13 protein-coding genes are annotated in these 12,982 nt (G+C 64.0%); 4 read left to right on the top strand and 9 right to left on the bottom strand.

What is annotated here, in order from left to right:
• Positions 1-201: 201 nt before the first annotated feature.
• Positions 202-1,647, top strand: coding sequence for an AarF/UbiB family protein (locus tag AWB70_RS33215; RefSeq protein WP_053571698.1), 1,446 nt, complete (start codon positions 202-204; stop codon positions 1,645-1,647).
• On the opposite strand, the gene AWB70_RS33220 is transcribed toward AWB70_RS33215, so the two are convergent.
• The 9 genes from AWB70_RS33220 to AWB70_RS33260 form a co-directional block, all read right to left on the bottom strand.
• Positions 1,644-2,456: an IclR family transcriptional regulator gene (locus AWB70_RS33220; protein WP_200826457.1), complete on the bottom strand. Its 813-nt coding sequence runs from the start codon at positions 2,454-2,456 to the stop codon at positions 1,644-1,646. The two genes, AWB70_RS33215 and AWB70_RS33220, sit on opposite strands and share 4 nt — an antisense overlap.
• Positions 2,453-3,181: an SDR family NAD(P)-dependent oxidoreductase gene (locus tag AWB70_RS33225; RefSeq protein WP_053571697.1), complete on the bottom strand. Its 729-nt coding sequence runs from the start codon at positions 3,179-3,181 to the stop codon at positions 2,453-2,455. The genes AWB70_RS33220 and AWB70_RS33225 overlap by 4 nt, the downstream gene beginning before the upstream one ends.
• Positions 3,182-3,192: 11 nt before the next feature.
• Positions 3,193-4,494 (bottom strand): MFS transporter, encoded by a 1,302-nt coding sequence (locus AWB70_RS33230; protein ID WP_053571696.1) that lies wholly within the window; start codon positions 4,492-4,494, stop codon positions 3,193-3,195.
• A gap of 68 nt (positions 4,495-4,562) precedes the next feature.
• Positions 4,563-5,090, bottom strand: coding sequence for a 2,4'-dihydroxyacetophenone dioxygenase family protein (locus AWB70_RS33235; protein WP_014252827.1), 528 nt, complete (start codon positions 5,088-5,090; stop codon positions 4,563-4,565).
• A gap of 167 nt (positions 5,091-5,257) precedes the next feature.
• Complete coding sequence (gene cyoD, locus AWB70_RS33240) at positions 5,258-5,590, bottom strand: cytochrome o ubiquinol oxidase subunit IV (protein ID WP_014252826.1); 333 nt, start codon at positions 5,588-5,590, stop codon at positions 5,258-5,260.
• On the bottom strand, positions 5,590-6,198 hold the full coding sequence (gene cyoC / locus AWB70_RS33245) for a cytochrome o ubiquinol oxidase subunit III (protein WP_014252825.1): 609 nt from the start codon (positions 6,196-6,198) through the stop codon (positions 5,590-5,592). The genes cyoD and cyoC overlap by 1 nt, the downstream gene beginning before the upstream one ends.
• Complete coding sequence (gene cyoB, locus AWB70_RS33250) at positions 6,198-8,207, bottom strand: cytochrome o ubiquinol oxidase subunit I (RefSeq protein WP_053571695.1); 2,010 nt, start codon at positions 8,205-8,207, stop codon at positions 6,198-6,200. The genes cyoC and cyoB overlap by 1 nt, the downstream gene beginning before the upstream one ends.
• 3 nt (positions 8,208-8,210) lie before the next feature.
• Positions 8,211-9,098, bottom strand: a complete 888-nt coding sequence (cyoA, locus tag AWB70_RS33255) for a ubiquinol oxidase subunit II (protein WP_053571694.1) — start codon at positions 9,096-9,098, stop codon at positions 8,211-8,213.
• A 238-nt stretch (positions 9,099-9,336) separates the two neighbouring features.
• Positions 9,337-10,179, bottom strand: a complete 843-nt coding sequence (locus tag AWB70_RS33260) for an IclR family transcriptional regulator domain-containing protein (RefSeq protein WP_053572118.1) — start codon at positions 10,177-10,179, stop codon at positions 9,337-9,339.
• A 98-nt stretch (positions 10,180-10,277) separates the two neighbouring features.
• On the opposite strand from AWB70_RS33260, the gene AWB70_RS33265 reads away from it, so the two are divergent.
• From AWB70_RS33265 to AWB70_RS33275, 3 genes are read left to right on the top strand one after another with little or no spacing between them, the layout of a single operon-like run.
• Positions 10,278-11,537, top strand: a complete 1,260-nt coding sequence (locus tag AWB70_RS33265; protein ID WP_053572117.1) for an aromatic ring-hydroxylating dioxygenase subunit alpha — start codon at positions 10,278-10,280, stop codon at positions 11,535-11,537.
• 16 nt (positions 11,538-11,553) lie between these two features.
• Complete coding sequence (locus tag AWB70_RS33270; protein ID WP_053571693.1) at positions 11,554-12,024, top strand: aromatic-ring-hydroxylating dioxygenase subunit beta; 471 nt, start codon at positions 11,554-11,556, stop codon at positions 12,022-12,024.
• Positions 12,021-12,971 (top strand): PdxA family dehydrogenase, encoded by a 951-nt coding sequence (locus tag AWB70_RS33275; protein ID WP_053571692.1) that lies wholly within the window; start codon positions 12,021-12,023, stop codon positions 12,969-12,971. The genes AWB70_RS33270 and AWB70_RS33275 overlap by 4 nt, the downstream gene beginning before the upstream one ends.
• Positions 12,972-12,982 lie beyond the last annotated feature (11 nt).

The following is a 12,982-nucleotide window of genomic DNA, read 5'->3' on the forward strand; positions in this document are numbered from 1 at the left end:
AGTGCGACATAAGAATCAGTGAGACACATCTTAAACGGCCGTCGCCGGCGGGAAACGGATCGAATCGAAAAGTGAAACGCGGCGGCGGGATTTCACGGGCGTGCGTGCTCGGCGCAATCGGTTTAAATTGTGCAATCGGCGCCATGCTCGCGGGCATCGCGGTCTTTCAGCGGTTTCAACTCACTTTCAGCGAGCCTGAATTTGTCTGTCCGACGACTCGCAACGCTCTGGCGGCTTGGCCGGGCGTTCGTCCATGAAAGCCATCTGACCGATGACGGCGCCGCGATGACGCGCGTCGCGCGCTTTTTCGCGTCACATGGCGCGCGTGCCGCGCCGCTCGCGGCTGGCGTGCCCGCGCTGTCGCAACTGTCGCGCGTGCTGGAAAGCGCGTCGGGCGCGCTCGCGGCGCATCCGGCGCTCGCGGAAACGGCGGTGCGCGTCGCGCTGCACGAACTCGACGGACTCTTCACGGCCTACGACGCCGCCCGTTTTCGCGACGCCTGCATCGCGGCGTTTCCGCCTGCGCTTGCCTTCGAGCTCACGGATCTGAGCGATGTGCCGTTGCGCGCGGGCGTCGCGGAGCAGACGCACCGGGCACGCGTCGGCGATATTCCCGTGCGCATCACGCTCTTGCGCCCGGATGCGCATGCCGAACTCGTGGACGATCTCGATCTCGCGCTGGCGGCGGCGCGTTTCGCGGAACGGCGTTCGGCGAAGGCGCGCGCGTTGCATCCGGTGGAATGGGTGCGCCGCGCGTGCGAGAGCGTCGATGCGATGATCGACTTGCGCCAGCGCGCCGCCGATCAGAGCTACCTGCGTTTTCGCCTGCGCGACGACGCGCGCCTCGCCGTACCCGAAGTCCTCTGGGACTATTGCAACGATGCCGTGCTGACCACGCGCGCGATCGAAACGGCCTCGCTCACCGATACGGAAACGCTCGCCTCCTGCGGACTCGATCAGGCCGATGTGCTCGCGACCTTCATCGAAGCGTTCTTCGAAATGGCGCTCGGCGTCGGCGTGTATCACGCGGGGCTGGATGCGGCGGGCGCGCGCGTGAGCATCGAGCCCGGCACGCGCGGTCAGATCGTCCTCGAAGCCGACAACCCGATGATGATCTTCGCGGCGCACGAAAAGGACTTCATCGCCGGCGTGTCGCATGCGCTCATGGAAGGCGATCACAAGGCGGCGGCGCGCATGCATCTCGAACACGGCCGGCCCGCGGTTCACGCGACGCATCACGAAGTGCGGGTCGAGGCGACGTACCGGCGCGAGGCGGAGCGTTTCGCGTCGGCGCAATCGAAGCGCGGCGCCGGCGTCGCGCATCTGTTCGGCGCGATCGGCAAGGCGCCTGCCGAGCACATGTTCAGCGCGTCGCACGGGCGCATCGCGTCGCGCGCGGTGCTGCTGGCGAGAGCGGCCGAGAGAATCGAGCGCGTCGCGCACGAGATCGCGCCCGATGTCGATGTCTGGAAGATCGCGCGCCGCGTCATCGTGCGGATCGCCGCCGATCAGTTCAGCCTGCGCAGCATGGCGGCGCGTTTCGCGCACGAAGCGACGCATTGGCCGCATACGCTGCCGCGCTTGCCGAGGCTCATCGCGCTTCGCGCCGCAGCGACGCAACGCACGCGCGGCACGATCTTTCGCTAGCGCGTGCCGGGGCTCATGCGTTGCGCAATCGCGCGGCACGCTTCCCTGAGCGGCGCAACGTAGGTTTCGAGCGGCGTCGCGCTCTTTCTGAACAGCGGAATGCTCACGCTCACGCAACCGAGCGTGGCGCCGTTCGCGCCAACGATCGCGCTGCCATAGCAGAAAATCTGCGCCTCGTTTTCCTCGCGGTCTTCCGAATAGCCGCGTGCGTGCGTCTCGTCGAGTTCGGCGTCGAGCGCGGCGCGATCGACGATCGTGTTGGGCGTGAAGCGCTCGAACGCGATGCCTTGCAGAAGCACATCGCGTTCGGCGGGCGCGAGCGTCGACAGATACGCCTTGCCGACCGAACTCGAATAAAGCGTGACCCGCGTGCCGATGCGCGACGCCATGCGCACCGCATGCGGGCTTTCCAGCTTTTCGATGTACACCATCTCCGACGCGCTGCGAACCGCGAGGTGCACGGTTTCCTGCGTCGCGTCGCGCAGCGTCTGCAACGCGTCCGTGGCGGCGATGCGCAAGTCCGAGCGCTCCCAGCTTCGGCTCGCGAGGGACATCAGACGCGGCCCGAGCGCGTAACAGCCGCCGCGCGCGCTCTCGACAACGAGTCCCTCCGCGATCAGCGCGCCGACGATGCGATACACCGTCGGGCGCGGATAGCCGCTCGCCGCCGTGAGACGCGCGATGGTCGGCGGCTCGTTCGCGTCGGCGACGAGTTGCAGCACCGCCATGAACTTCGAGAAGGCGGCGGTGCCGGTGGCCTTGGCGGCGTCGAGAGAAGAGGAATCGGTCAGCATGATGCTGCGAATCATGCCACCAAATAGCCGCCATCGACAGGCACGATCGTGCCCGTCATGAACGATGCCGCCGGCGACGCGAGAAACGCCGTCACGCGCGCGACGTCTTCCGGCAGGCCCCAGCGCTTCATCGGCGTGCGGTCGAGAATGGCTTGCGAGCGGCCGTCGTCGTCCTGCAGCGCTTGCGTCAGCGGCGTCGCGATCCAGCCCGGCGCGACCGCATTCACGCGGATGCCATCGGCGGCGTAGGCGATCGCGAGCGACTTCGTCAGTTGCGCCACGCCGCCCTTGCTCGCGCTGTACGCGGGCACGAGGCCGCCGCCGAAGAACGTCAGCATCGACGCGGTATTGACGATCGAGCCTTGCGTGGCGGCGAGCAGCGGGCGAGCGGCGGCGCACATGCGCATCGTGCCGCTCAGGTTCACCGCGATCACGCGCTCGAAGGTTTCGATGTCGTGCTCGTCGCCGCGGCGGATCATGCCCGCGCAGTTGACGAGCACGTCGAGCGTGTCGAGCGACGCGAAGAGGGCGGCGGCGCTGTCGGCATCGGCGACATCGAGTGGTGCGACTTCGATGCCGCCGCCTAGTGCTTCGCGCTGCGCTTCGGTGGGCGCGAGGCCCGCCGCGACGACGCGCGCGCCGAGCGCCGCGAATTGCTGCGCGATGCCCGCGCCGATGCCCTGCGTGCCGCCCGTGACGACGACGGTCTTGTCCTTGAAGAGATCAGCTTGAAAAGTCATGACGATGTGAGTTAGACGGCGGGAACGGGCTCGGTTTGCTGCTCGACGTCCTCGATCGGCGAGCGCACGACGAACATGTAGACGAGCGCGGCGGCGAACGCGACGCCCGCGCTGATCAGAAACGCGTTCACGAACGAATGCGTCTTGTCGACGACGAGACCGGTGATGAACGGCGCAAACGATCCGCCGAAGTAGCCGCCGAAGTTCTGAATGCTGCCGAGCGACGCGACCATGTGGCGCGGCGCGGCAACCGAGACAAGCGCCCATGCCGCGCCGCTCGCCATGTTGACGAAGAACATCGCGGCGGAGAGATACACGATCGCGAGCGTGAGGTTCGGCGTGAAGGCGGCCGGCACGGTGAAAAGCGCACCGCCGATGAGGCCCGAGCAGATCGGCCACTTGCGGCTCTTGATCGGTGCGACGCCGCGTGCCATCAGTCCATCGGCGATGAAGCCCGACGACAGCATGCCGAGCGTGCCCGCCAGATAGGGAATCGTCACGACCCAGCCGGTCTTCGCGATCGTCAGATGACGCTCGTGTTCGAGATACGCGGGCAGCCATGTCAGGTACAGCCACACCATGTAGATCACGCCCATGAAGCCGAAAATCATGCCCCACGTCGTGGCTTTGCCGAACAGGCCGCGCCATTCCGCGAACGTCATGTTGCGTTCCTTGCGCTGCGCGGGTTCGCCTTCGGTCAGATGCGCGATCTCGTGCGATTCGAGCTTCATGTCGCGCCGGTTGCGATAGACGATGTACCAGCCGATCGACACTGCAATCCCGAGTGCGCCCATGATGACGAACATGTTGCGCCACCCGAAAGACAGCAGCAGCACGGTGAGAATGGGCGGCGCGAGCGCCGGTCCGATCGTCGACGACGTGACGAAGATGCCTGTCGGCTTGCCGCGCTCGCGTTGCGCGAACCATTCGGAGACCACTTTCGCGCCTGCCGGAAACTGCGGCGCCTCGCCGATGCCGAGCGCGATGCGCGCCGCGAGGAACTGATGCAGGTTCGTGACGAGGCCGCCGAACAGCTGCGCCACCGACCACACGAACATGCCGAGGCCGAGCATGATGCGCGCGCCGAAGCGGTCGAGCATCACGCCGACCGGCAACTGCGAGAACGCGTAGGCGAACGAGAAGGCGGAGAGCAGCAGGCCCATTTGCGACGCGGACAGGCCGAGTTCCTGCGTGACGGAATGATTCGCGATCGAAAGCGTGCTGCGATCGAGATAGTTCACGATGCCCGCGAGCATGAGAAACGTGATCGCGACGATCTGAATGCGCTTGAGGCGCGGTGATTTTTCCAGCATGTTCGTCTCCTCCGAATGCGCTTCTTCGAGGCTTCGGGGTTGGATGGTTTCGGTTGGTCGAGGGTGATCTAGCGGATGAACTGGTCGACGAAATCGGCGCCGAGCCCGACGGCTTCGTAATGCTTGCGGCACATGTCGACCTTGGTGAACACGTCTTCGTAGCCGGTGTAGTTGCCGTACGGATCGCAATAGAACATCACGCCGTTCACCTGGAAGTACGTGATCATTTCTTCGACGTCTTCAGGCACGTAGAGCGTGTGCGTCTCGCCGGGCGGCTCGAACACGTAGCTGCCTTCGGTCGCTTCCCAGTCGTGCTCCAGATAACGCCAGCGGCCTTTCAGCACCATGCCGTGCACCGCTTGCGGATGACGATGCCGCGACAGCACGCCGGATTTGCGCACGCGCAGGAGGTTCATCCAGTAGCCCGTCGACACGTTCAGGCACAGCGGCCGGAACCACACGTTTTCGGCTTGCGGAACCCACTCACGTTCGTCGGCTGGAATCGCGCTGCCAACGACGATTTCCTTTTGCGCTTCCTTGGGGAAGGGAAGTTGATACGGCGTCATGGCGTCCGCCGACGGTTTTGGCGCGGTCATCGCGTCTCCTTGTCCATATTGTGGATGATGAAATCAAATTATGGACAAATGGTGTGCCTCGTCACAAGAATTGTCAAGATTCTTTAGCGGGTGATGAATTCGCGCGGGGCAAAAAAAAGCGGACCCCGAAGGGCCCGCTTCTGCGATGCGCTCAAACCCCGGACGGGTTATCGCGCCATCATCAGCATGTGCACGTTATGCATCACCCAGACCGTGCCGACGATGAGAATCAGCGACATGAGAATGGTGTAGGCGAACGACAGCGCATGCCAGCGCTGGCCCTTCGACGCGTTGACGTGCAGGAAGAAAATCACATGCACGATCATCTGAACCGCCGCGAGGACCGCGAGCGCGACGATCGCGTTTTCGCCCTTGAACGCGCCCGAAGTCGCGGCCCAGAACGATGCCACCGTCAGCACCACGGCGAGCACGAAGCCGATGAGATAACCGCGCACGCTGACGTGCGGGAAATCGCCGGAATTGGTATGCGTATGAGCCATCAGACGACGCTCCCGAGATAGACGAAGGAAAATACGCAGATCCAGACGATGTCGAGGAAGTGCCAGAAAAGGCTTAGGCACGCGAGGCGGCGCAGTTCGCGCTCGTTCATTTCCGGATTGCTCACGATCTGCACGGCCAGCACGACGAGCCACACGAGACCGATGGTGACGTGCAGACCGTGCGTGCCGACGAGCGTGAAGAACGCCGACCAGAACGCGCTGCGCTGCGGACCGGCGCCTTCGGCGATCAGATGCGCGAACTCGTGCATTTCGAGCCAGAGGAAGCCCGCGCCCAGCACGAACGTGACGAACAGCCACGCGAGCACCGCGCCCGACTTGCGGCGATACGCCGAGATCATCGCGAAACCGAACGTGAGGCTGCTCGTGAGAAGCAGGGCCGTTTCGTACGCGACGTCCGGCAGCTTGAACAGATCCTTGCCCGTGGGGCCGCCGGCGGTCTGCATCGCGAACATCGCGAAGGTCGCGAAGAGCGAGGCGAACAGCACGCAGTCGGTCATCAGGTAGGCCCAGAAGCCGAACACCGAATGCGACTGGTGTTCATGCTCATGGCCGTGCGCATGCTGCGCGGAAAGTGTCGATTGCGACATTACATTGCCTCCAGTTCGGGTTCGCGCACCGTGCCGGCCTTGACGGGCATCTTCGGCGGCCGATTGCGCTCTTCGGTCGACTTCACGGTCGCGGCCGGAATGATGAAGCCGGCGTTCTCGCGGAAGCTATAGCCGATGACCGTCGCCGCCACGCCGATCAGACCGGCGCCGGCGAGCCACCAGATATGCCAGATCGCGGCAAAGCCGAACGCCAGCGCGAACAGGCCGATCACGAGACCCGCGCTCGTATTCGACGGCATGTGGATGTCGCGGTACGGACGCGTATCGATGCGGCCGTGCTCCTTCGCATCCGCGAAATCGTCCAGCTCGCGCACGGCCGGCAGATTCGCGAAGTTATAGACGGGCGGCGGCGAGCTCATGGTCCATTCCAGCGTGCGGCCGTTCCACGGATCGCCCGAGAGGTCGCGGTACGCAGGCTGATTGCGGCGGATGATGCTCACGACGATCTGCAGGACCTGGAACACCACGCCAACCGCGATGATGCCCACGCCGATAGCGGCGACGGTGAAGTACGGCTGCCATGCCGGATTGTCGTAGTGATTCAGGCGGCGCGTCGCGCCCATGAAGCCGAGAATGTAGATCGGCACGAACGCCACGAAGAAGCCCACGAACCAGCACCAGAACGCCTTCTTGCCGAGCTTGTCGTCGAGCTTGAAGCCGAACACCTTCGGCCACCAGTACGACACGCCCGCGAAGTAGCCGAACACCACACCGCCGATGATCGCGTTATGGAAGTGCGCGATCAGAAAGAGGCTGTTATGCAGCACGAAATCCGCGCCGGGAATGGCGAGCATCACGCCCGTCATGCCGCCCAGCGTGAACGTGACGATGAAGCCGATGGTCCACAGAACCTGCGACGTCATCTCCACGCGGCCGCGGTACATCGTGAAGATCCAGTTGAAGATTTTCACGCCGGTCGGTATGGAGATGATCATCGTCATAATGCCGAAGAAGGCATTGACGTTCGCGCCCGAACCCATCGTGAAGAAGTGATGCAGCCACACAAGGAACGACAGCACCATGATGCAGCAGGTGGCCCAGACCATCGTCTTGTAGCCGAAGAGCGGCTTCTTCGAGAACGTGGCGACCACTTCCGAATAAATGCCGAACGCGGGCAGAACCAGGATGTAGACCTCGGGGTGACCCCAGGCCCAGATCAGGTTCAGGTAGACCATCGGGTTGCCGCCGCCGTCGTTCGTGAAGAAGTGCATGCCCATGTAGCGGTCCAGCGCCAGCAGCGCGAGCGCGACGGTCAGGATCGGGAAGGTCGCCATGATCAGCACGTTGGAGCAGAACGCCGTCCACGTGAACACCGGCATCTTCATCCAGGTCATGCCGGGCGCGCGCATCTTGACGATGGTCACGAAGAAGTTCACGGCGGTCAGCAGCGTGCCGATGCCGGACAATTCGAGGGCCCAGATGTAGTAGTCGACCCCGACGCCCGGACTGAACTGCGTTTCCGACAGCGGCGGATACGCGAGCCAGCCCGTCTTCGAAAACTCGCCGACGAACAGCGACAGGTTGATCAGGATGGCGGAGATGGCCGTCATCCAGAACGAAAGCGAGTTGATGAACGGGAACGCCACGTCACGTGCGCCGATCTGCAGGGGCACGACGAGGTTGAAGAACGCGACCAGCAGCGCCATGGCCATGAAGAAAATCATGATGGTGCCGTGCGCCGTGAAAATCTGGTCGTAGTGATGCGGCGGCAGATAACCGGGCGAATCGAGCGCGATAGCCTGCTGAATGCGCATCATGACGGCGTCGGCGAAGCCGCGCACGAGCATCAGCCCGGCAACGACGAGATACATGACGCCAATGCGCTTGTGATCGACCGAAGTCAGATACTCGCGCCAGAGCCAGCCCCATTTGCCGAGTTTGGTGATAAGGCCAGCCGTACCGATTGCGAGGATCGCCATGAAGACGGTCGCCCCCATGATGATGGGTTCGTGGTACGGGATGGCCTCGAGCGTTAGTTTGCCGAACATGGCTTACCCCTTGGTTACACAATTTGCGCCATTCACATCGAAGCGGCCGTTGTTGTATTTGGCGACGATGTTGTTGAAGAGCTTCGGATCGACGGTCGAGAAGTAGCGCACGGCAACCTTCTCGCTCGGACGCGCGACGCCCGAGTAGACATCCATGCTCAGCGATTCGGGCGCGGTCCTGACCTTCTTGAGCCATGCGTCGAATTCGGCGCCGGACATGGCCAGGGCGCGGAACTTCATGTCGGAAAAGCCTGCCCCGCTGTAGTTGGCCGAGATGCCGGCGTAGTCGCCCGCGTGGTCGGCGAGGAGGTGCAGACGCGTCTGCATGCCGGCCATCGCGTAGATCTGGCTGCCGAGCTGCGGGATGAAGAACGAGTTCATCACCGAATCCGACGTGATGCGGAAGTTCACCGGCGTGCCGACCGGGAACGCGAGCTGGTTCACCGACGCGACGCCCAGGTCCGGATAGATGAACAGCCACTTCCAGTCGAGCGCGACGACTTCGACGTTGATCGGCTTGACGTTCGATTCGAGCGGCTTGTACGGATCGAGCTCGTGCGTGGTCTTCCACGTCAGGATGCCGAGATACAGGATGATGACCGCGGGAATCGCCCAGACGACGATTTCGATGGCCGTGGAGTGCGCCCACTTCGGCGCGTAGGTGGCGTGCTTGTTGGACGCCCGATAGCGCCATGCGACGAACAGGGTCAACAGAATCACCGGCACTACGACGAGAAGCATGACGTAGGTCGCGGTGGCGATCAGCGAGGATTCCGCTGTGCCAATCACGCCTTTCGAGTCCAGAACCTCAAGCTTGCATCCCGAAAGAGAGAGACTGGCTATCAACCCCGATAACAATGGCACTGCTAAACGTTGGCTATTCTCATTCATTGCATTCGCTGGTTTCTATGATCGGAGCGTCCCGTAAGGGCGCTGCTGCACGGCGTTGCGCCGCGTCAGGATCATGCCACGCGCGATTTTTCGCGATGGCGCGAATGGTTGAAATTTTGTTTCAGATCAAGCTGATGCGACAGGGTGTCGCGCAGGGGGCAAGCCCTTCCGGGTTCGTCCGGAAGGGGTAGCGAAGTCTACAACGAAGGGATGGGGTCGCGCGTGTAATAAAGCATGCTCACAGCGCGCGTTCGAGCCGCGACGCGAGACGTTGCAGGACCGGCAGGAAGTCGCGCTTCATCGCGTCCACGCTCACGCGCGCCGACGACACGCTCACGCTCACCGCGGCCTCGATGCCGCCCTGGCGATTTTTCACCGGCACGGCCATCGCGCGCATGCCGAGTTCCAGTTCCTCGTCGCTGATCGCGTAGCCATCGGTTTGCACGCGATGGATCGCCGCGATGACTTCATCGGGCGCATGGATGGTGCGCGCCGTGAGTTTCCTGAGCGGCACCGCCGAAATGTGCCGGACGATCTCCCCTTCCGATTTCTGCGAGAGCAGCACGCGGCCCGTTGCCGAGCAGTACGCGGGGAACCGGCCGCCGAGCTTCGCGCCCGTCGACACGATGCGAACCGCCTCCGCGCGCCCGACGAACACCGAATGACCTTCGTCCAGGACGGCGAGCGATACCGATTCCTGCAACTCGTCGCGCGCGGCGGCGAGCAGCGGCTGCGCGATCTGCGCGAGCGACGAGGTCGAGAGATACGCGCCGCCGAGCCGCAGCATGCGCGGCAGCGGCGTGAAGAACTTGCCGTCGTGCGACAGATAACCGAGATCGACGAGCGTGAGCAGGCAGCGGCGCGCGGCGGGCCGCGTGACGTCCGCGAGACGCGCGGCCTCGGCGACGGTCATGCGCACGGTGGTCGTGCTGAACGCCTCGATGATCGCGAGGCCTTTGGCGAGACCGCCCATGCCCTCCCGCGCACGCGGTTCGGATGCTTCTTCGGTGGCGGCTTCGATGTCGGCGGCGGACGCAAACGCGCCGTCCTCGCCGTTGACAGGCAATTTGACGGATGTCATGATGGTTCTATATTCGAACAATGTACGATATTCGAACACAACGAAAGCGCAGTGTCAAGCGCCCGCCGCGAACGAAAACGAAGACGAAGGAGAACGACTTGAACATCATCCCCATCCAACCGGCGCCGCGCGCCGAGATCGCCTGGCCCGAAGAAGGGCTGACGCGCGTGCCGTACACCGTCTTCCAGAGCCGGGACGTCTATGCGGACGAGCAGGACAACATCTTTCGCGGCGCGAACTGGAATTTCCTGTGCCTCGAAGTCGAAGTGCCGAATCCGGGGGATTTCCGCGCGACTTTCGTGGGCGACACGCCCGTGGTCGTCACGCGCGATGAAGACGGCGAGCTTTACGCATTCGAAAACCGCTGCGCGCACCGCGGCGCGCTCGTGTGTCTCGAAGATCAGGGCAACGCGAAAGACTTCAGTTGCGTGTATCACGCGTGGACCTACAACCTGCAGGGCGATCTGCAGGGCGTCGCGTTCAAGGACGGCATCAACGGCAAGGGCGGCATGAAGCCGGACTTCTGCCTGGAAGATCACGGCCTGCGCAAGCTGCGCGTCGAGACGCTGCACGGCCTCGTGTTCGGCAGCTATTCCGACGACGTCGCTCCGCTCGACGAATACCTCGGCGAAGAAATCGTCGCGCGCATCGCTCGCGTGCTCGAAGGCCGCACGCCCGTCGTGCTCGGCCGCTTCACGCAGATGCTGCCGAACAACTGGAAGCTTTATATGGAGAACGTGAAGGACTCCTATCACGCGAGCATCCTGCATCTGTTTTTCACGACGTTTCAGTTGAACCGTCTGTCGCAGCGTGGCGGGATCATCGTCGATCCGAGCGGCGCGCATCACGTCAGCTACTCGGCGGTCGATCACGCTCAGGAAACGTCGTCGAAAGATTATTCGCAGCAGAACATCCGCTCCGAAAGCGGGCACCGGCTGGAAGACACATCCGTGCTCAAAGGCGCGGATGAATTCGGCGACGGCGTCACGCTGCAAATCCTCTCCGTGTTTCCCGGCTTCGTGCTGCAGCAGATTCAGAACGCGATCGCCGTGCGTCAGATCCTGCCGCGCGGCACGGAGGAAACCGAGCTCAACTGGATTTATCTGGGCTTCGACGACGACACGCCCGAGCTGCGCGAAATGCGTCTGCGGCAGGCGAATCTCGTCGGCCCGGCGGGCTATGTGTCGATGGAAGACGGCTGCGTCGGCGGCTTCGTGCAGCGCGGCATCGAAGGCGCGGAGAACGCGTGCTCGGTCATCGAAATGGGCGGCGACACCGCCGAAAGCAGCGAAAGCCGCGTGACGGAAGCCTCGATTCGCGGCTTCTGGAAGGCGTATCGCCACGCAATGAACTATTGAGCACGACGGGGACCGCATCATGCAAGACACTTTCCAGTTGATCGCGCGGGCGCAGGCGGAATACGCGCGCTGCATCGACGACGGCGATCTCGCGCAATGGCCGGACTTTTTCGTCGGCGAATGCGTGTACAAGGTGACGACCGCCGAGAACCACAAGCGCGGGCTCGAAGCGGGGCTAATTTACGCGGCGTCGCGCGGCATGCTGATCGACCGCATCGCGTCGCTGCGCGATGCGAACATCTACGAGCGGCACGCGTATCGGCATCTGGTCGGGCAGCCGTACATCGTGTCGGAAGAGGGCGATGAAGTGCGCAGCGAGACCTCGTTCATCGTCGCGCGCATCATGCGCGATGGAAGCACGAGCCTCTTCGTGACCGGCCGATATCTCGACGTCTACGTGCGCCACGAAAACAGCGTGAAGCTGCGCGAGCGCATCGCGGTGTGCGACAGCTCGCGCATCGATACGCTGCTCGCGTTGCCGCTATGACGCGCGCCGCTTCCGTCATCGCGCTGGCCATCGGCGACCCGAACGGCATCGGGCCGGAGATCGCCGTCAAGGCGGCGGCGCGGCTGGCGACGCAGGATGCGCCGCGCATCGTGCTCGTCGGCGATGCGCATGTGATCCGCTGGTACGCGCAGCGTTGCGCGTTGCCCTTCGATGCGCTCCACGTGCTCGACGTGAAAGCGCTGCCCGCCGATTCCTTCAGGCCCGGCGAAGTGAGCGCGGCGGCCGGCGCGGCGACGCTCGCCTACGTTCGCGCCGCGCTCGATCTCGCGCGCGCCGGAGAGGCCGATGCCGTGATCGCGTGCCCGCATTCGGAAACGGCGATCAATGCGTCCGGCACGGCGTTCGCGGGCTATCCCGGCTACGTCGCGCAGCATCTCGGACTCGCCGCCGACGATGTGTATCTGCTGCTCATCGGCGGCGGCCTGCGCATCGTGCATGCGACGCTGCACGAAGGGCTCGCGGGCGCGCTCGCGCGTCTCACGTCGAAGCAGGTCGAAGGCGCGGCGCGCGCGGCGGTTCGCGCCATGAACGCGATGGGCATCGACAAGCCGCGCATCGGCGTGATGGGCATCAACCCGCATGCGGGCGAAGGCGGATTGTTCGGCCGCGAGGACATCGACGTGACCGAGCCCGCCGTCGCCACGTTGCGCGATGAAGGCATCGACGTGGTCGGCCCGCAAGGCGCGGACTTGCTGCTGACGCGCGAGGACATCGACGTGTTCGTCGCGATGTATCACGATCAGGGCCACATTCCGGTGAAGCTGCGCGCGGGACGCCATTCCGCGGCGATGTCGATTGGCGGCGATGTGGTGTTTTCGAGTGTCGGACATGGCAGCGGCTTCGATATCGCCGGCCGGCTCGTGGCGGACCCGGCGCCTTTGCTCGGCGCGATCGGGCTCGTGACGCGCGGCGAATCGCCTGCCTGAAAGGAGCATAA

It is taken from the genome of Caballeronia cordobensis, from assembly GCF_001544575.2.
Taxonomy (GTDB): Bacteria; Pseudomonadota; Gammaproteobacteria; order Burkholderiales; family Burkholderiaceae; genus Caballeronia; species Caballeronia cordobensis.